Here is a 25,531-nt window from a genome sequence, read left to right as displayed (position 1 = left end):
CTGGGATCCTCGGGCCGGCGCGGTGCCGGCCGTCCGCCCCAGGTTCACGTCACCGCGCCGGCTCGGTCCCCCTCGTCGGTCGCGTCGGTGGACGACGCGGCGATCTCGTCCGCTGTGGGTAGCCGGTGGCTCCCGGTCAGCGGTGCCGCCGACGGCAGCTCCCGCACGGACAGGGCGCGCTCGCGCACCTGTCGGTGCTCGCCGAGCACGCGCTCGGTGGGCTCGCCCAGCCGGGCCACCAGCACGTCCCGGACGGCTCGTCGCCCTTCGGAGCGCACCTCCTCCTGCCGACGCCGAGCCTTGCGACGACGCTGCACCACCCGCACGACCGCGAGCACCCCGGCCGCCACCACCAGGGCACCGCCGGACGCCGCCAGCACCAGCCCCCACGGCTGGGCCAGGGACAGGACGTCGCCGAGCGCGAGCCCACCGACCACCCCGAGCACGACGCCCAGGGCGAGGCAGACCCACGCCACCCGGCGCAGCGTCCGCGCGTGCCGCGGGCCGCTCACGTCCAGGTCGACCTCACGCAGCGCCGCGGTCACCGCGGCGCGCAGCTGGTCGGCGGAGGCGGCCGACTCGGCCAGCGACCGCTGCCACCCGGGACGCAGCGACGCCCCGGCGCGGGTCAGCCAGCGTGCGCGCGCCAGGGCGATCGCGTCCCGGTCCGGCGCGGGCAGCTCCGGCATCCCGTACCGGTTGCGCACCGCGGCACCCACCTGGCTGGCCACGGCGTCGAGACCGGTCGCGGCCACCACCGGTTCGAGCTCACGGTCGACCGCCGCGTCGAGCCGCCAGGGCACGTCCGCCGGCGTCTGCGCCAGCAGCGCGGCCCCGGCGGCGTCGAGCTCGGCCGCGGCCCGCCCGGCCGCGACGGACCGGCGCGCGCAGGCCTCCTCGAGCACCTCGCGCACCCGGGCGACACCTTCACCGGTACGCGCGGAGACCGGCTGGACGAAGACGTCGTGCAGGCCGTCGTCGGCGAGCAGCCGCTCCAGGTCCTCCACCAGGTTGTCACGCTGGGAGTCCGGGACGGTGTCGACCTGGTTCAGGACCACGACCATCGAGGACTCCGAACCGACCTGGGCACGCAGGTAGCCGGAGTGCAGGGCGTCGTCGGCGTACTTCTGCGGGTCCACGACCCACACCAGCAGGTCGACCAGCGGCAGCACCCGGTCCACGACCTCCCGGTGGGCCGGCTCGACGGAGTCGTGGTCGGGCAGGTCGAGCAGCACCAGACCCGCCATGGCCCCGGCGCCGTCCCCCTCGAGGACCTCGGAGTGGGTGATGCGCCGCTCGCGGTCGACGCCGACCCAGTCCAGCAGCGGATCGGCCTCGTCGGACCACGAGCAGGCCGTCACGCGGGCGGTCGTCGGCCGCTTGACGCCCACGTCGGCGAACGACAGCCGGGAGATCTTGTTGAACAGGCTCGACTTGCCCGATCCGGTGCCGCCGGCGAGCGCCACCACGGTGTGGTCGACGCCGAGGTCGAGGCGTTGCCGCACTCCCTCGACCGCGGTCCGGACCCGCTCGGCGGTCGCGGCGTCGAGACGCGGGCCGGCGAGGTCGAGGGCCCGGGCGAGGTCCTCGGTGCGGGCCCGCAGGGTCGCGTCGTGCGAGGGGTTCACGTGAGCCTCCTCAGCTCGGCGAGGCGCAGGCGCAGCGGGGACGCAGCGTCGTCGGCCAGGTGGGGTGAGTCCAGGCCCTCCAGGACGGCGTCGACCTCGCGGTCGACGACGGCGGCGGCCCGGTCGGCGAGGTCGTCGCGCAGTGCGTCGACCTGGTCGTCCAGCACGTCCCCGAGCACGCGGTCCAGCAGCCGGCGCGCGTCGTCGCTGCCGGCCGCCGCGGCGAGCAGCAGGGTCGCCAGACCGCGCTCCCCGAACGCCCGGGCGGCCGCGGTGACGGGCCGGGACGGCTCGGCGCCGAGGACGTCGGCGACCCGACGGTCGGCCTCGTCGGCCCAGGCGGAGACCGTCGCGGGGACGGCCTGCTCGCGGTCGGTCGCCCGGTCGTCGGCGTCCGGCAGTACGGCCGCGCCACCGGGCGGCGCGGCCGGACCGTCCAGCACGGCACGCAACCGGTCGGCGACACGAGCTCCGGAGGCCGTGAGGGTGTGCTCGGCGGCCTGCCGGATGTCCTCGCGCAGCAGGTCCAGCCCGGCTGAGCGGATCCGCCCGGCACGACGCGTGCTGCGGACGTGGTCACCGCGGAACTTCAGCCGGTCGATCCGGGCCGTGCCCGACAGCTCGCGCCACCGTGCCTCGACCGCGGCCCCCGCGACGACGCCGGCGCCGACGGCGTCCCGGGCGAGCCCCCGGGCGGCGGGCACCTCGGCCTCCACGGTGCGACGGAGCGTCGTCGCGGCCGCGGCCTGCGCCTCGACGGCGTCGGCCAGGGACGTCACCCAGCCCGGCAGGGCGTTCAGGGATCCCTTGAGCGTGCGCACCACGACGGCACGGGACCGCTCCGGCCCGGCCAGCATCGTGAGCCAGCGCTTGACCTGGGCGACCGGCTTGTCCTCGAGCAGCCCCTCGTGAGGGCCGACGTCGGGCACGACGAACAGCGGCGTGTCGACCATGCCGTGCGCACGGAGCCGGCTCATGAGGTCCCCGCGGATGGTGACCAGGTCCTCGCGCGGGACGCGGTTGAGCACCATCGCCACGGAGGCGCCGCGTTCGGTCGCCCGCGCCAGGGCCTGCCAGGGCAGCGCGTCGCCGTACCGGGAGGCCGTGGTGACGAACAGCCACAGGTCGGCGGCCTCGAGGAGCTGCTGGGCCGTGGACCGGTTCTCCTGGACGAACGAGTCGAGGTCGGGGGCGTCGAGCAGAGCCGTGCCGCGGGGCACGCCCTCGTGGTGCACGACCCGGGACAGCTCGGTGACCGGCCCCTCGGCGATGACGTCGGCGTCGGCCGGGTTGAAGGCGAGCACCGGTTCACGGGTGGTCGGACGCAGCACGCCGGCGGCGGAGATCTCCTCCCCCAGCAGCGAGTTGTACAGCGTCGACTTGCCGGCGCCGGTGGAACCCGCGACGACGACGATCGCGGGCGAGCTGAGCTCGGCCATCCGCGGCAGGAGGTGCTCGTCGAGCTGGGCGAGCAGGCGGTCGCGCGAACCCTCCGCCTCAGCGGCTCCGTCGAGGGGCATGGGCAGCCGCACCGCGGCGACGTCGCGCCGCAGGTCCTTGGCGACGTCGTAGACGGTGAGACCGATCTCCGCGTCCGCATCGGCGCCGGACCGTCCACCGAGGAACCGGCTCGAGCGCATGGAGGTAGTCACGCCAACATCCTGGCCTGCCGGGCGGTCGGTGCCAAACGCGCGCGCCGACCGGCCGACGTTTCCGCCGTCCGGACCAGGGCGGTCAGTCCTTCGGGCCGGACCCGTCCGCCTTGTGACCCGTCTCCCGCTCCCACGCGTCGAGCTGCTGGGTCAGGGCGCGCGCCAGCTCGAACACCTGCTGCGGCGGGATCCGCACGCGGGAGACGACCCGGGCGGGCATCACCCTCCCGCCCGTCTCGGCCCCGGTCGTCTTGTCGACGGCCGCCTTGGCCGGGGACTTCGCGGCGACGAAGTCGAGGACGAACGAGGCCGACGTGTGCCACACGGAGGCGAAGTCGGCGGGCACCCCCGTCTCGTGCTCGGTGGGCAGGTCGACCTGGAGCCGGAGCTCGCTGCTGGCCATGACGGTCCTCTCGCGACAGGGAGTCGGTCCCCTCGACCGTACCCGCCCGGACCCCCGACGACGGGGACCGACGGACCGGGAGACCCCGGCCGCGCCGGCCCGTCCCGGCCCTCGGCTAAACTCGGCACGCTTGCCTCCGTAGCTCAGCTGGACAGAGCGGGTCACTTCTAATGACTAGGTCGCGGGTTCGAATCCTGCCGGGGGCACCGACACCGCGACGCACGACGTCGTCGGCTCACCGACCGCCCTCGTGACCGGGACATCCCGGCCATCACCTCTCCTCGGCGCCGGGCGCACCATCCCCGTCGCACGCCGGCTGCCGGGCGCCACCCCGGCCGGCCGCGGTGGGTGAAGTCGGGCCCGCAACGTACTCCGGACGCCTCCCTCGGCTCCCTGTCAGAAAAGACCGTGCATGCGGTCCACCCCTCGAGGCATCCTCGAACCACACCGCGGTGACGTCGTCCGGACCCTTCCGGGCGCACGGGTGGCCCCTGGCCCGGGCCATGTCTCCCCACGTCACGAAAGAAGTCGATCCATGCATCCCCTCGAAGCACATGCCGTCGCCCGAGCCCTCCACGAGGAGCGGCAGGCGGAGGCAGCACGTGCCCGGCATGCCCGGGAGCGGCGCGCCGCCCCGCAGGCGTCAGCATCCCCGCGGCGGCCGCGACTGCGGCACCTGTTCCCGGTGCGGCGGCCGTCCGTCGGCCACGTGTCCGGCGCCCGCGTGGCATGACGCCCCGGCACGACCACCCGTCCACCGAGCCCCGGCGGACCGCGACCTCTCCGAGCGTCCGGACCGCCGGGGCTCCCTGCTGCGGCGGGCCGCTCCCCCGACCCGTGCCGCGCGGAACGTAGGCTGATCCCCGTGAGCCCGAGCAACCCGAACGACCGCATCGTGTGGATCGACTGCGAGATGACCGGCCTCGACACCCGGGCGGACGCCCTGGTGGAGGTGGCCGCCGTGGTCACCGACTCCGAGCTCAACGTGCTCGGGGACGGCGTCGACGTCGTCATCCGACCGCCGGCCGAGGCCCTGGAGCAGATGAACGACTTCGTGCGCGAGATGCACACGACGTCCGGCCTGCTCACCGAGCTGGACGCCGGCACCACGCTGGCCGACGCCGAGGCCCGCGTGCTGGCGTACGTCCGCGAGTACGTGCCCGAGGTCCGCAAGGCGCCCCTGGCCGGCAACTCCGTGGGCACCGACAAGGTGTTCCTGGAGCGGGACATGCCCGAGCTGACGGGCCACCTGCACTACAGGATCGTCGACGTGTCCTCCGTCAAGGAGCTCGCCCGCCGCTGGTACCCGCGGGTCTACTTCGCCTCCCCGCCCAAGGACGGGGGCCACCGCGCGCTGGCGGACATCCTGGAGTCGATCGACGAGCTGCGGTACTACCGCGAGGCACTGTTCGTGCCCCAGCCCGGTCCGGACACCAAGACCGCACGCCAGGTCGCTGCCCGGATCAAGGAGACCTCGGTCACGAACTCGACCTCGATGTCCTGATCACGTCCCTGACCATGTACACTTTTCGACGGCCGCAAAGCTCTGCGCGGCGGCCGTGGTGGCTATAGCTCAGTCGGTAGAGCGCCTGGTTGTGGTCCAGGAGGTCGCCGGTTCAAGCCCGGTTAGCCACCCCATCGAGACGGTCTCGGCGCGACGCGCCGGGACCGTCTCCTCGTCTCCCGGCTCGCTAGGATCGATCCCACGCACCGACGCGAGGGAGTCCGACCATGTCCGCACCGTCGTTCACCGACCCCACGATCGAGACCCGCGGCGAGCAGCACCTCGCCGTGGTCCGCGAGACGGTCGCCCTCGCCGACATCCCCGCTCTCTACGACCGGGCCCTCCCGCTGATCTTCGCGGCCCTGGGCCGCGCGGGCGTCGAACCCGTCGGGCCGCCGCTGGGCATCAGCCACCGCATGCCCGCCGAGACCCTCGACCTGTCGGTCGCCGTGCCGGTCGCGGAACCGTTCGCCGACGACGGCGAGGTCGCCGGCGAGACCCTGCCCGCCGGCCGGGCGGCCACGGTGCTGGTGCGCGGCGAGTACGACCAGATCGCGCCCGCCTACGAGCACCTCTTCGGCTGGGTCGCCGCCCAGGGCCTCGTCCCGACCGGGATCGCCTGGGAGCAGTACCTCACCGAACCGTCGCCGGGCGGCGACCCGTCCCGCACCGAGACGCTCGTCGGCGTCGATCTCGTGGGCTGAGAGCCGCCGCGACCGGCGGGTTCGCTCGCACACCGCGCCCAGGTGTGATCGGCTGGGGCCGGTATCCCCGCGAGCGCCCGGAGGCGAGCAGACCCGATGATCGAGTTCCGGTCGGTCACCAAGACCTATCCCGACGGCACGCACGCCGTGGACGACTTCTCCCTGGTCGTGCCCGCCCACACCACGACGGTGCTGGTCGGTTCCTCCGGCAGCGGCAAGACCACCCTGCTGCGGATGATCAACCGCATGGTGGAGCCGACGTCGGGCACCATCGAGATCGACGGCGAGTCGATCGCGGAGCGCGATCCCGTGCGGCTCCGGCGCAGCATCGGGTACGTGCTACAGAACGGCGGCCTGCTCCCCCACCACCGCGTCGTCGACAACGTCGCCACCGTGCTGCGGCTGGAGGGCACGCCCAAGCAGCAGGCCCGGGACCGCGCGATGGAGGTGCTCGACGTCGTCGGCCTGGACCGCTCGCTGGCCACCCGCTACCCGAGCCAGCTCTCCGGGGGCCAGCAGCAGCGCGTCGGGGTGGCGCGCGCGCTGGCCGCCGACCCGAACATCCTGCTCATGGACGAGCCGTTCGGCGCCGTCGACCCGATCGTGCGGGCCGAGCTGCAGACGGAGACGCTGCGCCTGCAGCAGGAGCTGCACAAGACCGTCGTGTTCGTCACCCACGACATCGACGAGGCGTTCCTGCTCGGGGACCAGGTGGTGATCCTCGAGACCGGTGCGCAGGTCGCCCAGATCGGCTCCCCGAGCGAGATCATCGAGAACCCGGCGAGCGAGTTCGTGGCCAGCTTCATCGGCACCGAGCGGGGGGCGCGGGCGCTGCGCACCAAGGAGACCGGTCACGGCACGGTGCTGGTGGACGCCACGGGTCGCACCCAGGGCCGGCTGGTCGGGGACGACGACGAAGGCACCGCATGAGCTGGGTCGTCGAGAACCTCGACCTCATCGGTCGGCTGACGGTCGAGCACCTGCGGCAGAGCGCGCTGCCCATCGTCCTGGGGCTGCTGCTGTCGATCCCGGCGGGCTGGTTCGCGTTCCGCTTCCGCCTCACCCGCGGCGTGGTGCTGACGGCCGTGGGCCTGCTGTACACGATCCCGTCGCTGGCGCTGTTCGCGCTGCTGCCGCCGCTGCTGGGCATCAGCTTCCTGTCGGAGGTCAACCTGATCGTCGCGCTGACGATCTATGCCGTGGCGATCATGACCCGGTTCGTCGCCGACGCGCTGTCCTCCGTCGAGCCGTCCGTGCGGCAGGCGGCCGACGCCGTCGGGTACGGCACGTGGCGGCGGTTCTGGCAGGTGGACCTGCCCCTGGCCGGCCCGGTCGTGCTGGCCGGCCTGCGGGTGACCGCGGTGTCGACCATCTCGCTGTGCACCGTCGGCATCCTCATCGGGATCGACAACCTCGGCTACCTGTTCACCAACGGCTACCAGCGCCAGATCATCCCCGAGATCCTCGCCGGCGTGGTCGCCGTCGTCGTCATCGCGCTGCTGGTGGACTGGCTGCTGGTGCTCGCGGGGCGGGCGCTCATGCCCTGGACCCGGAAGGGGGCGTGAGATGGACCTCTTCGCCGACGCGATCGCCTGGATCTTCTCCCCCGAGGCGCAGTCGGGTTCGCTGCCCCTGTCCGAGGCGATCTGGACGCACCTGGCGTTCACGTTCGTGTCCGTGCTCATCGCCGCGGCCGTGGCCGTCCCGGCCGGCTGGCTCGTCGGGCACACCGGCCGGGGTCGCGAGGCCGCGGTCGCGCTGTCGGGCGCGGCGCGGGCGGTGCCGTCGTTCGGTCTGGTGCTGCTGCTCGTCCTGGTCTTCGGGGTCACCCACAAGGTGGGGGCGTCGACGACGGCGTTCGTGCTGCTGGCGATCCCGCCGATCCTCGCGGGCGCCTACTCCGGCGTGGAGGCCGTGGAGCGCCGGGTGGTCGACGGCGCACGGGCGGTCGGCATGACGTCCCGCCAGGTACTGGGCAAGGTCGAGATCCCGCTGGGTCTGCCGCTGCTGATCGGCGGCCTGCGCTCGGCGACCCTGCAGGTGGTGGCCACGGTGACGCTCGCCGGGTACGTCGGGAGCTGGGGGCTGGGCTTCTACATCGTCCAGGGCATCCAGATCCGCGACTTCGCGCAGATCCTCGGCGCGGCGCTGGTCATCGTCGTGCTCGCCGTCGTGCTCGACCTGCTGTTCGCGCTGCTGGAGCGCGCGGTCGTGCCGCACGGCGTCGCGGCCCGACGCTCCGCCGACTGAACAGGACGAACCGGGCACCCCGTGCTTGACTGGGACGGCCCACGCCGACCTGGCACCTGGAAAGAGGCACACAGATGCGCACCACCCGACGCACCACCGCACTCGTGGCCGGCGCAGCAGCGGCACTGCTGACCCTCACCGCGTGCGGAGGCGACTCGGACCCGCTGGAGCAGGACACGGGCGACGGCGGCGAGGAGACGTCCTCCGACACGATCGTCGTCGGCTCGCAGGCCTACTACTCGAACGAGATCATCGCCGAGATCTACGCCCAGGCCCTGGAGGCCGACGGCTTCACCGTCGAACGCAACTACTCCATCGGCCAGCGGGACGCCTACATGCCGGCGCTCGAGGCCGGCGAGGTGCAGGTCTTCCCGGAGTACACCGGCAACCTGCTGCAGTACTACGACCCGGAGACGACCGCGACCTCGGCGGACGACGTCTACGCCGAGCTCGCCGACGCCCTGCCGGAGTCGCTGACCGTGCTGGACCAGTCACCGGCCACCGACCAGGACTCCTACAACGTGACGGCCGCGTTCGCCGAGGCCGAGGGGCTGACCTCGATCGGCGACCTCGCCGGCCTCGACGACCTCACGCTCGGCGGTCCGGCCGAGCTCGAGGAGCGCCCGTACGGTCCGCAGGGGCTGTCGGAGGTCTACGACGTCGACGTCGCGTTCGAGGCCACCGGTGACACGACCGTGCAGGACCTGGTGGCGGGGACGGTGGACGTCGCGAACGTCTTCAGCGCCGACCCGCGCATCCAGACCGAGGACCTCGTGACGCTGGAGGACCCCGAGGGTCTGTTCCTCGCCTCCAACGTCGTGCCGCTGGTCAGCACCGACGTGGCCGACCAGGTGGCGGACGTGATCAACCCGGTCAGCGCCGCCCTGACCCCGGAGGGTCTGGTCGACCTCAACGTCCAGTCCACCGAGGAGCAGCGCTCCAGCGAGGACATCGCCGCCGACTGGCTCAGCGAGAACGGTCTCGCCTGACCGTCCCGCACGCACATCGAGCGTGCTCCCCGGGCCCTCATTCGCTCAGGAAAGGGCCCGAGTGAGCACGCTCGATGCGTGTCCGGGGTGGCCTCAGCCGAGGCGGGCGACGATCGCGTCGGCGAGACGCTCCGCCGTGCCGGCGTCGCCGGCGTGCTTGAGCCACAGCGACGGCTCGGTGAGTTCCAGCTCGATGACGGTCGGGGTGCCGTCCTCGCCCGTGACGAGGTCGACCCGGGCGTAGAGGAACGGCTTCGTCACCCCGAGGCGGTCGTGCGCCACGGCGATCGCCCGGCGGGCCACGTCGACCTGCGCCGCGGTGGGCTCGACCGGCTCCATCTGCTCCTTGCGGTACAGCCCCGCGGTGGGCCGGCTCGGACCGGTCAGCAGCGCGTTCTTGCGCACCGCGTGCTGCACCTCGCCGTCGACGAAGACCAGGCAGGTCTCCCCGGCGGTGTCGACGCTGGTGACGTAGGGCTGGATCATCACGGCACGGCCGTCGTCGAGCAGCGCCTTGGCGTGCTCGATCGCCAGGGCCCGCGACTCGGCGCTCACCGGCTGGTAGCGGCCGGTGTCCTTCGCGCCCGCGGACACGACCGGCTTGACCACGAAGTCGCCGAAGGCCGGCATCCGGGTGTGGATGGCGCGCTTGCCCAGGTGGCGCTCGGGGTCGAGCCAGATCGTGGGGATCACCGGGACGCCCGCCTCGTCGAGGGTCTGCAGGTACGTCTTGTCGGTGTTCCAGGCGATGACGTCGGCGGCGTTGGCCAGGTTCGGCACCGACCGGGCCCACTCGATGAACTCGTCGCGGCGCGGGGAGTAGTCGTAGGTGGATCGCACCACGACGAGGTCGTAGGACGACCAGTCGACGTCCGGGTCGTCCCACACGACCGGCTCCGCGGTCACGCCGCGTGCGGCGAGCGCGGGGAGGATCGGACGGTCGTCCGCGTCGAGGTCGGGCAGGACGGAGCAGGTGGCGAGTCCGACTCGCTTCGTCGTGGTGGTCACGGGCCCCAGGATATCGGGGCCTCGCGGGACCGGGCGCGACCGACCGGCAGGCGGACCGCCCCGGCTCACAGGCCGTAGGCCTCCAGCAGGCGCAGCCACATCTCGCTGACCGTGGGGAAGGCGGGCACCGCGTGCCACAACGTGCCCAGCGGCACCTCAGCCACGACGGCGATGGTGGCGGCGTGCAGCATCTCGGCGGCGTCCGGCCCGACGACGGTCGCCCCGACGATCACCTCGCGCTCGCTGTCGACGAGCACCTGGACGCGTCCGCCGTAGTGCGGCGAGGTGACCGCGGCGCCGGCGACGCCGCCCAGGTCGACGGAGACGGTCCGCACCGGCAGGCCGGCACGGGTCGCCTCGGCCTCGGTCGGACCGACCCAGGCGACCTCGGGGTGCGCGAACACGACGTGCGTGCGCGCCCCGTGGTCGGCCCGGGCGGCGTACCGGCTCCACCCGGTGCCCGGCGACGCGGCCGCCGCCTCGCCGTCCCCGCCGGACCCGTAGAGGGCGGCGATCACGTCCCCGGCCACGCGCGCCTGGTACTTGCCCTGATGGGTGGTCCCGACCCGCCCCGTCACGTCGCCGCACGCGAACAGCCACGGGTGCCCGACGACGTCGCCTGCGACGCCCTGGACGGCGGTCGAGTCCTCGATCGTCAGGGGCGTGCCCGGCTCCAGCCCGACGCTGTCCAGCCCGACGTCCCCGGTGCGGGGGCGCCGGCCGGTGGCCACGAGCAGCTCGGCCCCGGTGACGGTCCCGGGCCCGTCGTCACCGGCGACCGTCACGGTGACGGGCCCTCCGGGTGCGGGCCGCTCGACCCGCTGGGCCTCGACCCCGAGGCGCACGTCCACCCCGGCGGCACGCAGCGCGTCGGCCACCATCTCCCCGGCGAAGGGTTCGGCGCCCTCGAGCAGCCCCTCCCGGGCGAGCAGGGTGACCCGCGCGCCGAGGTCGGCGTAGGCCGTCGCCATCTCGACCCCGACGACGCCCCCGCCGAGGACCACCAGGGACTCGGGCACGGCCTCGGCCGCGGTGGCCTCGCGCGAGGTCCACGGGTTGGCGGCGGCGAGTCCGGGCACGTCCGGGACCACCGGCGCGCTCCCCGTGGAGACGACGACGGCGCAGCGCGCGGCCAGCCGGTGCGTCTCCCCCTCGGCGTCGTCGTCGACACCGGTGGCCGGGACCACCTCGACGAGACGTTCACCGACGAGACGGCCGTGGCCCCGCACCAGCGTGATGCCCACCGAGGCGAGCCAGTCCTCCTGGCCGGAGTCGTCCCCCTCCCCGGTCATCTCGTCGCGCCGGGCGAGCACCGCCGACACGTCCAGCGGGCCGGGGTCGGCGACGCCGGCCGCGTCGCGCGCCACCTGCCGAGCCGCCCCGGGGTGCAGCAGCGTCTTGGAGGGGATGCATGCCCAGTACGAGCACTCCCCACCCACCAGCTCGGCCTCGACGACCGCGACGGACAACCCGCCGCGCGCCGCCCGGTCGGCCGCGTTCTCCCCGACGGGGCCGGCCCCGATGACGATGACGTCGTAGGTCTGCTCCATCGGTGCATCGTGTCGCGTCGCGGCGGGTTCCGCAGCGTGAGTCGTGCTGCGGTGTCCCACCACCCGGGGACCGCGAGGTTGGGCGAACCCGACAACCGCTTGTGGGATTCGTGCACGATGGTAGGGCCGGGCTGGCCGACCGGACCGGCGCCCCGCACGCGGCGGGGACAGCAGAGTGGGATCGCCCCCGCACCGCGCACGACGAAGGAGCGCCGTTGACCGACACCGTCGCCGGGACCACGACCCGGACCACCACCACCGCCGACGCCGCGCGGATCGCGACCTTCGCCGCCCTCCTCGCCGTCCTCGGCCTGCCGGGGTCGATCGCGCTGTTCGGCAACGCCGTCCCGATCACCCTGCAGACGCTGGGGGTCATGCTCGCCGGGGCGATCCTGGGCGCGCGGCGCGGTGCGCTGGCCGTGCTGACGCTGCTCGCCCTCGTGGCGGCCGGGCTGCCGCTGCTCGCGGGGGGCCGCGGCGGGCTGGGCGTGTTCGTCGGCCCCTCGGCCGGATACCTCGTCGGGTTCGTCGCGGGCGCCTTCGTCGTGGGCTGGCTCGTCGAGCGGCAGCGCCGCGTGACCTTCCTCGGGGTGCTGGCCGCCGCGCTCGCCGGCGGGGTGGGCGTCGTCTACGCCGTCGGGATCCCCGTCCAGGCCGCGCTGACGGGCGTCCCCCTGCCCGAGACGGCGATGCTGTCGCTGGCCTTCCTCCCCGGGGACGTGCTCAAGGCGCTGGCCTGCGCCGCCGTCACCGCCGCCGTGGCACGGGCCTACCCGTCGGCGCTGCGCCGGCCGGGTCAGGAGGGCTGAGTGCCGGTCGCCCACCACGTCCTGCGCCACGCGCACGGCCCCGCCGCCGACCGGGTCGCCGTGCGCGGCGGCGAGCGCAGCCGCACCTACGCCGAGCTCGCGGCCGACGTCGTCGCGGGGGCCGGGCACCTGCGGGCCACCGGCACGGTCACCGGCGACCTCGTGGTGCTGTCGCTCCCCGACCCGCTGGACACCCTGGTCGCGCTGCTGGCCGTGGACCACGCGGGCGGCGTCGGACTGGTCGGCGACCCCGCCTGGCCCGGGCACCAGCGGTCCGAGGTGCTGCGCGCCCTGGCTCCGGCCACCGAGGTGCGCACCCCGCTCCCCCGCGGCCACGGCGGTCCTCCCCCGTCCCCCGGGCCCGCGCCGGACGCCTCGACCCCCGCCTGGGCCGGGTTCTCCTCGGGCAGCACCGGGCGCCCGCGGGCGGTGGTGCGCAGCCGCGGGTCGTGGACGGCGTCGTTCGAGCACGTCTCCCGGCTGACCGGGACCCGCCCCGAGGACACGGTGCTGGTCACCGGGCCGCTCACCAGCTCGCTGCACTGCTTCGCCGCGGTGCACGCCCTGGCGACCGGTGCCGGCGTGACGCTCGCACCCTCCGCCCCCGCCACGACGGCGGCGCTCGCCGCGGCCGACGTCGCCCACCTGGTGCCGTCCCGTCTCGACGACGTGCTCGACGCGCTCGACGCCGGGATGCCCTCCCGGCTGCGCACCGCCGTGGTCGGCGGGGCCGGGACGGACCCCGTCCAGCACGAGCGGGCCCGCGCCCACGGGGTCGAGGTCGTCACCTACTACGGCGCGGTCGAGCTGAGCTTCGTGGCGATCGACACCGGAGCCGGGCTCGTCCCGTTCCCCGAGGTGGAGGTCCAGGTGCGTCCGCAGCCGGGCACCCGCCTGGGCGAGGTCTGGGTGCGCTCGCCCTGGACGGCGACGGGGTACCTCGCCGGCGCCTCCGGTCCGCTGCGCACGGAGGACGGCTGGTGCACGGTCGGTGACCTGGCCGACCTGCCGACCTCCGGCACCCCGTCGCTGCCCGCCGACGGCGCGCTGCGGCTGCGCGGCCGTGGTGACGGCGCGATCCTCACCGCCGGCGCCACCGTGGTCCCCGAGGACGTGGAGGCGGCGCTGCGCCCGGTGCCCGGGGTGCGCGACGTCGTGGTCGTCGGGGCGCCGCACCGCCGGTTCGGCGCGGTCGTCGTCGCCGTGGTCGAGGCCGACGACCGGTCCGGCCTGCGCGCGCACCTCGAGCGCGTCGCACGCGCGACCCTCACCCCCGCGCAACGGCCCCGCCGCTGGTACCGACTCGCTGCGATGCCCCGGACCTCCAACGGCAAGGCCGCGCGGTCCGCGCTGGGCGCGGCCGTGGCGGGACACGACCCGTCCGCGCGCGTCGGCGACCTCACGGTGCTGCGGTGAGCGTGGTCGTCGCGGCACGCCGCACCTGGGTCGGGCGTCCTGCCGCCGGGCACGCCCACGCGGACGAGACACGGCTGGCCGCCGCGGTGCTCAGCGCCGCGGCGCAGGACGCGTCCGCCGGGCGGGTGGACGACGTGGTGCTGGGCAACGCCGCCGGGCACGGCGGGAACGTGGCCCGGCGGGCGGCGCTCGCCGGCCTCGGCCTCGCCGTGCCCGGGATCAGCGTGGACCGGCAGTGCGCCTCCGGGCTGGCGGCCGTGGCGACGGGCGCGGCGCTGGTCGACGCCGGTCACGCGGACGTCGTGCTCGCGGGCGGGGTGGAGAGCACGACCCGCGCCCCGGCACGGTCGCACGGCCGCCTCGACTACCGCCGGGCCTCGTTCGCCCCGCCCCCCTGGGCCGACCCGGAAGCGGGTGAGGCCGCGGACCGGCTCGCCCGCGCTCGCGGCGTCACCCGCGAGCGCCAGCACGCCTACGCCATCGCCTCGCACCGCCGCGTGCGCGCGGCCCACGAGGCCGGGCTGTTCGGGCCGGAGGTCACCGGCGTCGGCGGCCTGGACCGCGACGAGCACGCCCGACTCCTGCCCGGCCGGGTCCTGGACCGGCTGCCGGGCGCCTTCGGCCCCGACGGGTCGGTGACGGCGGCCTCGGCGGCCCCGGCCGCCGACGGGGCCGCCGCCGTGGCGATCGTCCCCGACGGAGCCCCCGGGCTGCGCGTCCGCGGTGCGGCCACCGTCGCGTGCGGTCCGGACATGCCTCTGCTCGCGCCGGTGCGGGCGGCGCGCACGGTGTGCGAGCGCGCCGGCGTGGGCCCGGCGGACCTGGCGGCGGTCGAGGTGGTCGAAGCCTTCGCCGTCCAGGCGCTCGTGGTGGCCGAGGACCTGGGGCTGGACCCGCTGGGTGACCCGCGCTGGAACCCGGACGGCGGCGCGCTGGGGGCCGGGCACCCCTTCGGGGCGAGCGGGGCGATCGCCGTCGTGCGGCTGTACTCCCGCCTGGTCCGCGGCGGTGCACCGGCCGGGGCGCTGGGCGTGGCCACGGCCGCCGGCACCGGGGGCGTCGGCGTGGCGCTGCTGCTGGAGGTCGTGCGATGAGCGAGATCGTGCTCGACGACGTCCACGTGCGGCGCGAGGGCCGGCACGTGCTGCGCGGGGTGTCGGTGCGGCTGACCGAGCGGCGGGTGGCGGTGATCGGCGCCAACGGGTCCGGCAAGTCGACCCTGGCCCGGCTGCTCAACGGACTGGTGACCCCGACGTCGGGCCGCGTGCTGGTCGACGGGCTGGACGTGCGGCGGCACGGCCGGGCCGTCCGTCGCCGGGTCGGGTTCGTCTTCACCGACCCGGACGCGCAGATCGTCATGCCGACCGTCGCCGAGGACGTCGCCTTCTCGCTGCGCGGCTCGGGGCTGTCCCGCGCGCAGGTCCGGGACCGGGTGGCGGCCGAGCTGGCACGGCACGGGCTGGCGGACCACGCCGACCACCCGGCTCACCTGCTCTCGGGCGGGCAGAAGCAGCTGCTCGCGCTGTCGAGCGTCCTCGTGACCGCCCCCGACCTGGTGGTGGCCGACGAGCCGACGACGCTGCTGGACCTGCGCAACACCCGGCTGATCGCGGACCGGCTGGCGGCCCTGGAGCAGCAGGTCGTGCTCGTCACCCACGACCTGGACCTCGTGGACGGCTACGACCGGGTGCTCGTGGTCGACGAGGGTCGCGTCGTGGTGGACGACGTCCCGGCCGTGGCCGTGCCGGCCTACCGGACGCTGATGGCGGCGCCGGTCCGATGACCGGGACCACCTCCGCGGCCCCGACCGGCGGCTCGCCCGTGCACCGGCTCGGCGCCGGCCCGAAGCTGGTGGCGCTGTGCCTGTGCTCGCTCGCGCTGCTGGGCGTGCACGGTCCGCTCGGGGCGGGGGTCGCCGTCGTCGGTGTCGTCGCGCTGCACGCGCTCGCCCGTCTCGGCCCGCGCGTGCTGTGGGCCCACGTCCGCCCGCTGCGCTGGGTGGTCGTGTGCCTGCTGGCGGTGCAGTGGTGGCTGCTGGGCCCGGTCGAGGCCGTCGTGCTCAGCACCCGGCTCGTCGCCCTGGTGGCCCTCGCCGGCCTGGTGACGGCCACCACGGCGACGCAGGACGTCCTGGACACCCTCGAGCACGCGCTGCGGCCGGGCCGCCGGTGGGGCGTCGACCCCGAGCGGGTGGCGCTCGTGCTGGCCCTGACGCTGCGTTCGGTGCCGGTCCTGGCGGACCTGGCCGCGCGGGTCCGGGACGCCCAGCGGGCACGGGGCCGGGAGGCGGACGTGCGCGCCTTCGCCGTCCCGCTGGTCGTCGGGTCCCTGCGCCGGGCCGACGCGCTCGGCGAGGCCCTGCGGGCCCGCGGGCTGGACGACTGAGTCAGACCCGGACGTACTCCAGGTCCGTCACCGAACGGCCGGCGTTCAGGCCCTTGCGCTCGAAGCTGGTCATGACCCGGCCCTCGAAGCGCGGGGCCCGGCCGCCCGGTCCGTGGGCGTTGCGGAAGCCGTCGGCGGCGTCGCCGACCTCCAGCATGACCTCGCCGTACTCGGCCCAGTCGGTCGCCAGCCGCCACCGGCCGCCGGGCCGGATCGCGCGGGCCGCCAGCTCGGCGAAGGCCGGGGTCACGAGACGGCGCTTGTGGTGCCGCTTCTTGGGCCACGGGTCCGGGAAGAACACCCACAGCTCGTCCAGGCTGCCCTCCGGCAGCCCGTGACCGAGCAGCTCGGCGGCGTCGACCTGCATGATCCGCAGGTTGTCGAGCTCGTGCCCGGGGTCCCCGCCGGCCACCGCCGGGTCGGCACCGGCGTGCCCGGCCCGCACGATGGTCTGCGCGACACCCGGCCGGTAGACCTCGACCGCCAGGTGGTCACGCTCGGGGTGGGTCGCCGCGGCGTGCACGACGCACTCGCCGAGGCCCGTCCCGATCTCGAGCACGAGCGGGGCGGTGCGGCCGAACTCCGCGACCGGGTCGAACTGCCAGTCCGGGTGCACCGAGAGGTCCCGGTGCTCGCGCGGGACGTCCACCAGGTAGCGGTGACGGCGCGTGTCCCACGCCTTCTGCTGCCCCGGGGTCAGACGCGCGGTGCGCCGCACGAAGCTGAGCGGACGGCGATGGTGACGGGTGTCGACGGTGTCCGGAGCGTCCTGGGGGACCTCCGGCTTCTCCTGCGATGGGTTCGGCACCGGACCAGGGTAGTCGTGACCGCGGCCCGTCCGAGTCACACCGAGGACAGCCCGATGAGCGCCAGCAGCGCCTCGCCGTAGGCGTCGGACGCGTCGCGGGCCTCGAAGACGCGCTGCTCGCCGAGCAGCTCGACCTCGACGGCGAAGACCTCTCCGTCGTACCGCAGGGCCCGGAAGGTCCTGCCGAGCAGCTCGCGGAGCTGGTCCTCGCGCGGCAGCCACAGCGTGTCGTCGAGGTCGACGGAGTCCAGCGCCCACTCGGTGGTCCCGTTGAAGCCCAGGATCGTGCCGGTGTCGAAGTGGTGCGCCTCCACCACGAGCGTCGAGACCGTGAAGACGTCCTCGAGGAGGTCGGGCGCGTCGATGTGGAAGCGGTCGCCGTCGGCGGGCTTCCAGAGGAGTCCCGCGTCGCGCAACCGGGTGGCGAGCTCCGTGGAGATCATCACCCCATCGTGCACCGTCAGGCCGTGGACGCCAACGGGTCGCCGTCGGCTCGGGCGGCCCGGCCGGGGTGCGCTCCCGGCCGGGCCGCGGCTCGTCGACGGGTCAGCCCTGCGGGTGGATCCCCACCTGCTGGACGGGCTGCGGCCCGGACTCGTACAGCACGGGCTTCACAGGTCCGTGCACGAGCTCGTTGACCTGCACGTCGACCAGGTCGTGCCCCGCGACCTGCGAGACGTCCGTCAGGTGGATCCTGACCTGCACGGCGCTTCCGCGGGGCAGCCCGGTGCTCCCCGGGTCGCGCAGCACGGCCTGCCCGCTGACGACGGCCTGCTGCCCGGCACCGTCCACGACCGCGTCCGGGAAGGCCAGGTGGCCGTCATGGCCGTCATGGCCCCCGCCGTGACCGCCGCCTTCACCGCCGACCATGACGCGGTGGACCTCGAGGTCCGCCAGGCGCAGCCCGTCGGACCCGGGCGTCTGCAGGACCAGCGAGCCCCAGCAGTCGATGGTCGCGCCCTGCGGCCGGCACGACGTCACGCCGTCACCGTCCGTCCCGCTGTGCGCCGTCAGGGCGATCCGCAGCCCGCCGTCGCGCAGCGCGGACGCCGGGTTGACCGCCGTCACGGTGACCCCGGGGGTGGACTCCCCCTCCGCCGCCGCGGCCACCTGGGCGGTCGCTCCGACGAGGAGCACCGCCAGCAGGGTCCGCGACAGCCTGCTCACCATCCTGGACATGTCCCACTCCTCTCCGCCGGCCGGCCGGGTCGGGTGCCACCCGTGGCGGCACCCGACCCACGCGGCCCGGCCGGATCAGCCCCGGCCGAGGGCGTTGCCGCCGCCCTGACCGCCGTTGCCACCTCGGGGACGGTCGGCCGGCCGGCCGCCGTTGCCGCCACCGTTGCCGCCGCCCTTGTTCCCGACGTTGACCACCAGGGTGACCGTGTCGTCGACGCCGTCGCCGTCGCTGTCGCTGAGCGTGCCGGCATCGGTCGCCCCGAGCCCGACGGCCGGCGTCGTGACGGTGATCAGGTACTCACCGCCGACGGGCTTCTGCCAGTTGTAGCCGTAGACGACCCGGCCCGTGGAGTTGACCTCCGCGCCGTAGGCGATCTCGTCCGCCACCACGACCGAGCCGTCGGTGGTGCGGATGTCGAGGGTGGCCCCGCCGTCCCAGGCCCGGACCTCCGGGTACGGGGACTCCTCGACACCGAGCGTCCCGTAGTGGGACTCACGGTCCAGCAGCGTCGGGTCCAGCTTCACCACCGTGTATCCCGGCATCGGGAACGCGGTCGGGTCGGCGAACAGGCCGATCTCCACCCGGATGGGCGTCCCGGCCTTCAGGGGGGCGTTCTGCAGGTTGTCCCCCCACTCGGCACCGACGGTCAGCGTGTCGGCCGCGGCCTCGGCGCAGTCGGCCTGCCAGGTGGCGATCCCCTGGACCCAGTAGTCCAGGTGCTCGTCGGGGATCCCGTCACCGTCGGTGTCGACGCCCTTCGTCCCGGCCGGGTCGACCGAGTCGTCGCCGTCCGTGCAGGTCCCGCCGAACGGCGACCCGGCCGAGCCGGGCACGAAGACGGTCGGGACGGACAGGTTGTTGGCCCCCAGCTCGCCCTCGTCGCCCGGGGGATGGGGCGGGCCGCCGCCCCCGGGCGCCGCCTGGACGCCGGTGATGCTCATCGTCGTCAGCAGGACCGCTCCCGCGACAGCTCCGACGCCACGTCGCGTCGACCTCGTCATCATGATCGTTCGCCTCGCTCCCGTGCGCGGGATCTCGACCACCGAGGGGCCACGCTGGTCCGGGGCGGCACCGGATCCCTGAGATGTCCTTCGATCGTCGCGCCGGACATCCCTGTCCGTACAGTGCAGGACGACCCCGTGCGACCGGGACCTTGGACGCTGACCCGACAATGCGGTCACGGCGGTCCGGGTCACCCGTGCTGGACCACCAGGGCCACGATCACGGTGGCGTTCCAGCACGAGTGCGCCACCACCGGCGCGGTGAGGCGCCCCGTGCCGACGAAGAGCGCCGTGTAGGTCGCCCCGGCGACGAGGATCGAGACCAGGTCGGGCACGGTCGCCGGCAGGTGCAGCACGGCGAAGAGCGCGACCGAGACCACGACGGCCACGGCCCGGGCCCGACGACGGTCGGCGAACACCTGCGGGACGGCACCGACGAGGACGCCGCGGAACCACAGCTCCTCGGCCAGCCCGCCACCCACCACGCCCAGGACGAGCGCGCCCACGACCGCCGACCAGCCGCCCGACGTCAGGCGCAGGACCTCCTGGACGCCCTCGTTCGCCACGCCCCCGGCCAGCGGGACGAGGACGCCCAGCTCGAGCGCCAGCCGGGGCGGGACCGTCGCCAGGGCCAGCAGCGTGTCGCGCCGCCACCGACCGGCCCCGATCCCGACGGCGGCGGGCCCGACCCCGCGGCGTCGCAGCCACCACGCGGCCGTCCCCGCCGCCCCCGCGAGCTGGACGGCGGCGAGGCCGACCAGCACGACCGGTCCGAGGTCGGTGAGGACGCCGACGACGATCGGCGCGCCCACGAACCACAGCAGGCAGCCGACGAGGAAGAGGGTGACGGTTCCGGCCCGGGTCCGGGCGCTGGTGCGGGAAGGGACGGTCGACATCAGGCACCTCACTGGCATATCGATTATCGTGATGCCATGACCCTAGCGTATCGATTGTCGATATGGCGTCGTCGGCGGACCGACGACGCCTCCACACCACGACGGACGGCCTCGCGCGCCGTCACCCTGCTGACCGTGCTGGCCGCCGTGGCCGCCCTGCTCGCCGGGACCGGTGCGCTCGTCGCGGACAACCTGCTCGTCCCCGTCACCTGGCAGGCGACGACCACCGCGAGCGACGACGGCCGCCACCTGCTGGGCGGGACCACGACCTCGACGCTGACGATCGTCGAGCCCACGGCTGGCGAGCGCCTGTGGGTGTTCGCCCCCGCCGTGGCGTGGTGCCTCACCGCGGTCGCCTGCGGGCTGCTGCTGCGCCGGGTCGTCCGGACGACCGAGACCGGCGACGCCTTCCACCCCGACAACGCGCGGCACCTGAGGCAGGTCGGCACGGTCGTGCTGAGCGGGGGCCTGCTGGCCGCGGCCGTCGCGACGGCCGGCCATCTCGTGCTCGTGCGCGGCGCCGTCGCCGCCGGCTCCCTCACGGCACCGGGGGCGACCGACCCGGCGGGCGAGGTCGTGGTGCCCGTGACGGCGTTCGCGGTGGCCGCGACCCTCTGGGGGGTGGCGGTGCTGCTGCGGCACGGGGCCGCCATGCGGGACGAGCTGCGAGGACTGGTGTGACACCACGCGACGACGCCACGGACGGCCCCCCGCACCGCGTGGTGGCCCACCTCGACCGGCTCCTCGAACGTCGTGGGCTGACCCTCGCCCAGCTCGCCGAGTCCGCGGGCGTCACGGTGGCGAACCTCTCGGTGCTCAAGAACAACCGGGCCCGGGCGATCCGCTTCTCGACGCTCACGGCGGTCTGCGACGCGCTCGGGTGCCAGCCCGGCGACCTGCTCAGCGTGGACCCCGGCCCGGACGGCGACGGTGACCGCCAGGCCGGCACGGACGGCACGGACGGCGCCTAGGGGACAGCACGAAGGCCCCCGGCGCCGGAGCGACGGGGGCCTTCGCGGTGGTGCGCCATCAGGGACTCGAACCCCAAACCCGCTGATTAAGAGTCAGCTGCTCTGCCAATTGAGCTAATGGCGCGACACGACGGCGTCGAGTGCTCGATGCCGGCCGCTGTGCACGCGGAGACCACGTGGTGAGCTCCGCGTGCGTGGTGCGCCATCAGGGACTCGAACCCCAAACCCGCTGATTAAGAGTCAGCTGCTCTGCCAATTGAGCTAATGGCGCGTAGCGGTATGGAACTCTACCAGCACCGCGGCGCGGGGTGACAACCGGATCTCGCCGCGCGGTGTGTGACCTCCGCGACAGCGGCGCAGGTCACAGGTACAGACCCGTCGCCCCGCCGTCGTCGGACCGCTCGGCGACGGCGTGCACGTCGCGCTCGCGCAGCAGCACGTAGTCGGTGCCACCCAGGTCGACCTCGGCACGCTCCTCGGGGTCGTAGAGGACCCGGTCGCCGACCTCGACCTGGCGCACGTGCTCGCCCTTGGCCACGACCTTCGCCCAGGCCAGCCGCTTCGGACCGCTGGCGGTGGCCGGGATGACGAGCCCGGCCGAGGACTGCCGCTCGGCCGAGTCGATCTCGGGGTCGACCAGGACCCGGTCGTGGAGCATGCGGATCGGCAGCGGTTCGACGGCCTGCTCGCCGTCCCCGGCCGCGGTGGGAGGTGCTGCGGGACTCACGGGGTCCACGCTACGCGAGAACCGTCCGCGCACCGCATCGCCCGACGTCGTCGCGCGACCTGCGGATAGGCTGAGCGACGGTCCCGTCCCCGCAGCACCAGGAGCACCCGTGACCCGTCTCGCCACCGGCGACACCGCCCCCGACTTCACCCTCCCCACCGCCGACGGCAGCACCGTGTCGCTGGCCACGCTGCGCGAGAGCGCCGAGCAGGGTGTCGTCGTGTACTTCTACCCCGCGGCGATGACGCCGGGGTGCACGAAGGAGGCCTGCGACTTCCGCGACTCCCTGGAGGCGCTGCAGGGGGCCGGGTACGCCGTCGTCGGCATCTCCCCCGACGAGCCGGCCAGGCTCGCCGCCTTCGCCGAGCGCGACGGCCTGACGTTCCCGCTGGCCTCGGACCCGGACCACGAGGTCCTGGAGGCCTACGGCGCCTGGGGCGAGAAGAAGAACTACGGCCGGACCTACGTCGGCGTCATCCGCTCGACGGTGGTGGTCGGCACCGACGGGACCGTCGAGCTCGCCCAGTACAACGTCAAGGCGACCGGGCACGTGGCACGGCTGCGCACGAAGCTGGGGATCGACGCCGCCTGACCCGGGCACGCCGCCCCGTAGGATCGGGGTGGCCACGCGCGAGTGGCGGAACAGGCAGACGCGCCAGGTTTAGGTCCTGGTGTCCTCGGACGTGCGGGTTCGACTCCCGCCTCGCGCACCATCCCGCGCCGCGCGGGCCGTCGCGGCGTACCGTCGAGGATGACGGCGCGCACGCGGCGCGAGCCGTCGCGGCGGTGAAGGGAGCGACGTCATGTCCACGCTGAGCGCATTCCTCAAGGCCCGGATCTCCGAGCTGCTGGAGCACGAGGGCAAGCACCGCGGGGAGCACGGTCACGTCCCGCTCACCCCCGAGCGCGAGGCGGAGCTGCGCGAGCTCCACGCCCACGCCGACCAGTACGAGCAGGGCCTGTTCGGTCCCGCGCAGGCCTCCTGGGCCGAGGGGCTGATGCGCGAGAGCGCGGCAGACTTCTCCGACCACCCCGACTACCGGGACGAGTGGCGACCCTGACGAGCCGCTCTCGAGCCGGGTGGCGCCCCGACGGGTCCGCCGCACCCTGCTGACCTGCACGCTCCCAGGGACTGAGACATTGGTTGCACGTGTCACCACCGTGTCACTAGGGTCGTGGGATCGCTCCCACGCGATCGTTCGGAGCCGGTGACGACGCCGGCGAGGCTGCCGACGGTCGTCGAGGCCGAGCGACCGACCGATGAGGTGAACGATGACGTTCTGGAACTCCGCCCGGCGTCGGCGCACTGCACGGATCGCGGTGCCCGCGCTCCTGCTGGCCGGCATCGTGTCCGCCACCGCTCCCCCGGCCTCGGCCGACGTCGTGGACGTGGGGTCGGGCAGCTACACGACCGACCCCGTCGGGCCGACGCCCGAGGGCTGCGCCGCCGTGACCGCTGACGCCCGCGCCTTCGTCACGCCGGACGCGCCCAGCACGCCGCTGCCCACCAACGACTGGTGGTCGTCGCTGGCGTACAAGTTCTCCGACTGCCGCTTCAGCACCCCGCTGCACGCCCACCCGGCGTCGTTCAAGCCCACGAACACGGGCCTCGGCATCGGCTACACCACCGAGCCCACCCTGAGCACCAACGAGTACCACTACGCCTACTCCCAGGACGTGCTCGCGGGCGTCAGCGGGCTCTCGGCCCAGGACGTCAAGGTGGCCGACTGGACCGACTGGACCGTGACCCCCGTGTGGGACGACGGGCAGCAGGCGCTGCGCGCGACCATCGGCCACGGGCTGCCGATCTCCTGGTTCGAGGCGACCGGCGGCGACGCACAGCTGACCACGCAGGGCCCGGCGTCCGTCTGGCTCGACGAGCCCGGCCGCATCGGGTTCACCTCCGGCGGCAGCGACTACCTGGCGGTCGCACCCGAGGGCGTGAGCTGGAGCGTGCGCGGCCGCTCGGTCACCGCGCCGACGCAGCGGTACGCGATCGCCGTGATGCCGGACGTGAGCCCGGCGCAGCGCGACGCGCTCGTGGACGACTACACCGCGGCGGGGCGCGCCCCGGTCACGTCGACCCGCATGGACTACAGCTACGACGAGGCCGCCGGCCAGGTCACCACCACCTACACCTTCGAGACGACCCCGTGGCCGGGTGCCACCGACGCCGGCACGGTCGCCGCGCTGTACCCGCACCAGAGCGCGTACCTGCAGGGTGCGACGCCCGCGACCGGCACCTACACCTCGGCGCGCGGTGACATGACCGTGCTCACCGGCGTCGACTCGTTCACCACGGCCACGCCGTTCGGCGGCGTCCTGACGGAGGTCCCCGCCGTCGCGACGGGCACCGGGGCCGAGCAGGCGGAGCTCGAGGCGCTGCTGGACCAGATCTCCGACCCGCTGGACCTCCAGCGGACCGACACCTACTGGACGGGCAAGGCGCTCGGCCGGGCGACCCGTGTGATCGAGATCGCCGACCAGCTCGGCCGCACCCAGCAGCGTGACGAGGCCCTGGCCTCGGTGCGCTCGGTGCTCACCGAGTGGTTCACCGCGACGCCCGGCAAGACCGAGCAGGTGTTCGGCTACGACGCCGAGTGGGGCACGCTCATCGGCTACCCCGGGTCGTACGGCTCGGACACCGAGCTGAACGACCACCACTTCCACTACGGCTACTACATCGCGGCCGCGGCGACCCTCGCCCGGTTCGACCCCCAGTGGGCGGCCGACTACGGCGGCATGGTGGACCTGCTCATCCGGGACGCGAACAACTACGACCGCACCGAGAAGCGGTTCCCGTACCTGCGCGACTTCGACATCTACGCGGGTCACGACTGGGCCTCCGGGCACGCCGGCTTCAACGCCGGGAACAACCAGGAGTCCAGCTCCGAGGGCATGAACTTCGCCGGTGCCCTGGTCCAGTGGGGCGAGGCCACGGGTGACACCGCGGTCCGCGACGCCGGCGCCTACCTCTACGCCACGCAGGCCGCGGCGATCGAGCGGTACTGGTTCGACTCCGAGGGCACCACGTACCCCGACGCGTTCGGGCACCCCGTGGTCGGGATGGTCTGGGGCGACGGCGGCGCCTACGCCACGTGGTTCAGCGGCGAGGCCGAGATGATCCAGGGCATCAACACCCTGCCGATCACCGGGTCCCACCTCTACCTCGGCACCTCGCCCGAGACGGTGCGCGCCTCGTACGACCACCTGGAGCAGGTCAACGGCGGCCCGCCGACCGTCTGGCAGGACATCCTGTGGCAGTACCTGGCCCTCGGCGACGGGGACCGGGCCCTGTCCCTGCTGCAGTCGACGACGTTCACCCCCGAGGAGGGCGAGACGCCCGCGCACACCTACCACTGGATCGCGAACCTGGCCGCGCTCGGCACGGTGGCGACCGACGTGCACGCCGACGACCCGATGGCGGCGGCCTTCGACGGGACGGGCGGCCGCACCTACGTGGCGTCGAACGTCACGGCGACGGACCAGACGGTGACCTTCTCCGACGGCACCGTCGTGGACGTGCCGGCGGGCCAGGTCGTGGCCACCGGCGCCCGGTCGTTCAGCGGGGGCGGCTCGACTCCCTGACGCCACTGCGCTGAGACGACGAACGGCCGCCCCGGGACCTGTCCCGGGGCGGCCGTTCGTCG

The 25,531-nt window shown here is 74.4% G+C and carries 27 protein-coding genes and 5 tRNA genes; 19 read left to right on the top strand and 13 right to left on the bottom strand.

Features of this window, described 5'->3' with window-relative positions:
* Positions 1-44: 44 nt before the first annotated feature.
* The 3 genes from HLI28_RS10990 to HLI28_RS10980 all read right to left on the bottom strand — a co-directional run bounded on the left by HLI28_RS10990 (position 45) and on the right by HLI28_RS10980 (position 3,683).
* Positions 45-1,628 (bottom strand): GTP-binding protein, encoded by a 1,584-nt coding sequence (locus HLI28_RS10990; protein ID WP_171247568.1) that lies wholly within the window; start codon positions 1,626-1,628, stop codon positions 45-47.
* Positions 1,625-3,280 (bottom strand): GTPase, encoded by a 1,656-nt coding sequence (locus tag HLI28_RS10985; RefSeq protein ID WP_305065886.1) that lies wholly within the window; start codon positions 3,278-3,280, stop codon positions 1,625-1,627. The genes HLI28_RS10990 and HLI28_RS10985 overlap by 4 nt, the downstream gene beginning before the upstream one ends.
* An 82-nt stretch (positions 3,281-3,362) precedes the next feature.
* Positions 3,363-3,683 (bottom strand): DUF3467 domain-containing protein, encoded by a 321-nt coding sequence (locus HLI28_RS10980; RefSeq protein WP_171247566.1) that lies wholly within the window; start codon positions 3,681-3,683, stop codon positions 3,363-3,365.
* A gap of 132 nt (positions 3,684-3,815) precedes the next feature.
* Between HLI28_RS10980 and HLI28_RS10975 the strand changes: the two genes are divergently transcribed.
* The 8 genes from HLI28_RS10975 (at position 3,816) to HLI28_RS10940 (ending at position 9,130) form a co-directional block, all read left to right on the top strand.
* A tRNA-Arg gene (locus tag HLI28_RS10975) sits at positions 3,816-3,889 on the top strand.
* A 659-nt stretch (positions 3,890-4,548) separates the two neighbouring features.
* Positions 4,549-5,187, top strand: a complete 639-nt coding sequence (gene orn / locus HLI28_RS10970) for an oligoribonuclease (protein WP_171247564.1) — start codon at positions 4,549-4,551, stop codon at positions 5,185-5,187.
* Positions 5,188-5,245: 58 nt separating this feature from the next.
* A tRNA-His gene (locus HLI28_RS10965) sits at positions 5,246-5,321 on the top strand.
* Between the two features lie 93 nt (positions 5,322-5,414).
* Positions 5,415-5,891: a GyrI-like domain-containing protein gene (locus HLI28_RS10960; protein WP_171247562.1), complete on the top strand. Its 477-nt coding sequence runs from the start codon at positions 5,415-5,417 to the stop codon at positions 5,889-5,891.
* A gap of 96 nt (positions 5,892-5,987) precedes the next feature.
* Positions 5,988-6,821, top strand: a complete 834-nt coding sequence (locus HLI28_RS10955; protein ID WP_171247561.1) for an ABC transporter ATP-binding protein — start codon at positions 5,988-5,990, stop codon at positions 6,819-6,821.
* Positions 6,818-7,456, top strand: coding sequence for an ABC transporter permease (locus HLI28_RS10950; RefSeq protein ID WP_171247560.1), 639 nt, complete (start codon positions 6,818-6,820; stop codon positions 7,454-7,456). Before HLI28_RS10955 ends, HLI28_RS10950 begins: the two co-directional genes overlap by 4 nt.
* A 1-nt stretch (position 7,457) precedes the next feature.
* Positions 7,458-8,141, top strand: a complete 684-nt coding sequence (locus HLI28_RS10945) for an ABC transporter permease (RefSeq protein WP_171247559.1) — start codon at positions 7,458-7,460, stop codon at positions 8,139-8,141.
* Between the two features lie 74 nt (positions 8,142-8,215).
* Positions 8,216-9,130: an ABC transporter substrate-binding protein gene (locus tag HLI28_RS10940; protein ID WP_171247557.1), complete on the top strand. Its 915-nt coding sequence runs from the start codon at positions 8,216-8,218 to the stop codon at positions 9,128-9,130.
* A gap of 93 nt (positions 9,131-9,223) precedes the next feature.
* Here HLI28_RS10940 and HLI28_RS10935 read toward each other — a convergent pair whose 3' ends face one another.
* Together HLI28_RS10935 and HLI28_RS10930 are read right to left on the bottom strand one after the other, a co-directional pair.
* Positions 9,224-10,138, bottom strand: coding sequence for an ATP-grasp domain-containing protein (locus HLI28_RS10935; RefSeq protein ID WP_171247555.1), 915 nt, complete (start codon positions 10,136-10,138; stop codon positions 9,224-9,226).
* Positions 10,139-10,203: 65 nt separating this feature from the next.
* Positions 10,204-11,688, bottom strand: coding sequence for a dihydrolipoyl dehydrogenase family protein (locus HLI28_RS10930; protein ID WP_171247553.1), 1,485 nt, complete (start codon positions 11,686-11,688; stop codon positions 10,204-10,206).
* Between the two features lie 215 nt (positions 11,689-11,903).
* On the opposite strand from HLI28_RS10930, the gene HLI28_RS10925 reads away from it, so the two are divergent.
* The 5 genes from HLI28_RS10925 to HLI28_RS10905 are packed head-to-tail and all read left to right on the top strand — an operon-like array spanning position 11,904 to position 16,298.
* Positions 11,904-12,497, top strand: a complete 594-nt coding sequence (locus HLI28_RS10925; RefSeq protein ID WP_171247552.1) for a biotin transporter BioY — start codon at positions 11,904-11,906, stop codon at positions 12,495-12,497.
* Entirely contained in the window at positions 12,498-13,913 is a 1,416-nt protein-coding gene (locus HLI28_RS10920; RefSeq protein ID WP_171247551.1) for an AMP-binding protein, read from the top strand.
* Positions 13,910-15,007, top strand: a complete 1,098-nt coding sequence (locus HLI28_RS15985) for a thiolase family protein (protein ID WP_216077614.1) — start codon at positions 13,910-13,912, stop codon at positions 15,005-15,007. Before HLI28_RS10920 ends, HLI28_RS15985 begins: the two co-directional genes overlap by 4 nt.
* Positions 15,004-15,696 (top strand): energy-coupling factor ABC transporter ATP-binding protein, encoded by a 693-nt coding sequence (locus tag HLI28_RS10910; protein WP_171247549.1) that lies wholly within the window; start codon positions 15,004-15,006, stop codon positions 15,694-15,696. Before HLI28_RS15985 ends, HLI28_RS10910 begins: the two co-directional genes overlap by 4 nt.
* Positions 15,693-16,298 (top strand): energy-coupling factor transporter transmembrane component T family protein, encoded by a 606-nt coding sequence (locus tag HLI28_RS10905; protein WP_171247548.1) that lies wholly within the window; start codon positions 15,693-15,695, stop codon positions 16,296-16,298. Before HLI28_RS10910 ends, HLI28_RS10905 begins: the two co-directional genes overlap by 4 nt.
* 1 nt (position 16,299) lies before the next feature.
* Here HLI28_RS10905 and trmB read toward each other — a convergent pair whose 3' ends face one another.
* The 5 genes from trmB to HLI28_RS15795 all read right to left on the bottom strand — a co-directional run bounded on the left by trmB (position 16,300) and on the right by HLI28_RS15795 (position 20,183).
* Positions 16,300-17,106 carry a tRNA (guanosine(46)-N7)-methyltransferase TrmB gene (trmB, locus tag HLI28_RS10900; protein ID WP_171247547.1) on the bottom strand — a complete coding sequence of 269 codons (807 nt, stop codon included), beginning with the start codon at positions 17,104-17,106 and terminating at the stop codon, positions 16,300-16,302.
* Positions 17,107-17,141: 35 nt separating this feature from the next.
* On the bottom strand, positions 17,142-17,549 hold the full coding sequence (locus HLI28_RS10895) for a pilus assembly protein CpaE (RefSeq protein WP_171247546.1): 408 nt from the start codon (positions 17,547-17,549) through the stop codon (positions 17,142-17,144).
* Between the two features lie 103 nt (positions 17,550-17,652).
* Complete coding sequence (locus HLI28_RS10890) at positions 17,653-18,285, bottom strand: hypothetical protein (protein ID WP_171247544.1); 633 nt, start codon at positions 18,283-18,285, stop codon at positions 17,653-17,655.
* Positions 18,286-18,360: 75 nt separating this feature from the next.
* Positions 18,361-19,227: a hypothetical protein gene (locus HLI28_RS10885; RefSeq protein ID WP_171247543.1), complete on the bottom strand. Its 867-nt coding sequence runs from the start codon at positions 19,225-19,227 to the stop codon at positions 18,361-18,363.
* Positions 19,228-19,478: 251 nt separating this feature from the next.
* Positions 19,479-20,183 carry a CPBP family glutamic-type intramembrane protease gene (locus HLI28_RS15795; protein ID WP_171247542.1) on the bottom strand — a complete coding sequence of 235 codons (705 nt, stop codon included), beginning with the start codon at positions 20,181-20,183 and terminating at the stop codon, positions 19,479-19,481.
* Between the two features lie 36 nt (positions 20,184-20,219).
* Between HLI28_RS15795 and HLI28_RS10875 the strand changes: the two genes are divergently transcribed.
* On the top strand, positions 20,220-20,864 hold the full coding sequence (locus tag HLI28_RS10875; RefSeq protein ID WP_171247540.1) for a DUF2975 domain-containing protein: 645 nt from the start codon (positions 20,220-20,222) through the stop codon (positions 20,862-20,864).
* Positions 20,861-21,154 (top strand): helix-turn-helix domain-containing protein, encoded by a 294-nt coding sequence (locus tag HLI28_RS10870; protein WP_171247538.1) that lies wholly within the window; start codon positions 20,861-20,863, stop codon positions 21,152-21,154. The genes HLI28_RS10875 and HLI28_RS10870 overlap by 4 nt, the downstream gene beginning before the upstream one ends.
* A 48-nt stretch (positions 21,155-21,202) precedes the next feature.
* On the opposite strand, the gene HLI28_RS10865 is transcribed toward HLI28_RS10870, so the two are convergent.
* The 3 genes from HLI28_RS10865 to HLI28_RS10855 all read right to left on the bottom strand — a co-directional run bounded on the left by HLI28_RS10865 (position 21,203) and on the right by HLI28_RS10855 (position 21,812).
* Positions 21,203-21,278 (bottom strand) — tRNA-Lys (locus HLI28_RS10865).
* A gap of 71 nt (positions 21,279-21,349) precedes the next feature.
* A tRNA-Lys gene (locus HLI28_RS10860) sits at positions 21,350-21,425 on the bottom strand.
* A 90-nt stretch (positions 21,426-21,515) separates the two neighbouring features.
* Complete coding sequence (locus tag HLI28_RS10855) at positions 21,516-21,812, bottom strand: GroES family chaperonin (RefSeq protein WP_171247537.1); 297 nt, start codon at positions 21,810-21,812, stop codon at positions 21,516-21,518.
* Between the two features lie 178 nt (positions 21,813-21,990).
* Here HLI28_RS10855 and bcp point away from each other — a divergent pair, with 178 nt between their 5' ends.
* The 4 genes from bcp (at position 21,991) to HLI28_RS10835 (ending at position 25,469) form a co-directional block, all read left to right on the top strand.
* Positions 21,991-22,473: a thioredoxin-dependent thiol peroxidase gene (bcp, locus tag HLI28_RS10850; protein ID WP_343035796.1), complete on the top strand. Its 483-nt coding sequence runs from the start codon at positions 21,991-21,993 to the stop codon at positions 22,471-22,473.
* A gap of 36 nt (positions 22,474-22,509) precedes the next feature.
* Positions 22,510-22,594: transfer RNA gene (locus tag HLI28_RS10845), tRNA-Leu, on the top strand.
* 90 nt (positions 22,595-22,684) lie between these two features.
* Positions 22,685-22,942 (top strand): DUF6221 family protein, encoded by a 258-nt coding sequence (locus HLI28_RS10840; RefSeq protein WP_171247534.1) that lies wholly within the window; start codon positions 22,685-22,687, stop codon positions 22,940-22,942.
* Between the two features lie 211 nt (positions 22,943-23,153).
* The gene (locus tag HLI28_RS10835) at positions 23,154-25,469 is read left to right on the top strand and encodes a glycosyl hydrolase (protein ID WP_171247533.1); all 2,316 of its coding nucleotides are present in this window, start codon (positions 23,154-23,156) and stop codon (positions 25,467-25,469) included.
* Positions 25,470-25,531 lie beyond the last annotated feature (62 nt).

This window comes from Isoptericola sediminis, assembly GCF_013085345.1.
Classification (GTDB): domain Bacteria; phylum Actinomycetota; class Actinomycetes; order Actinomycetales; family Cellulomonadaceae; genus Isoptericola; species Isoptericola sediminis.
This window is presented reverse-complemented; position numbering and strand designations above follow the sequence as displayed.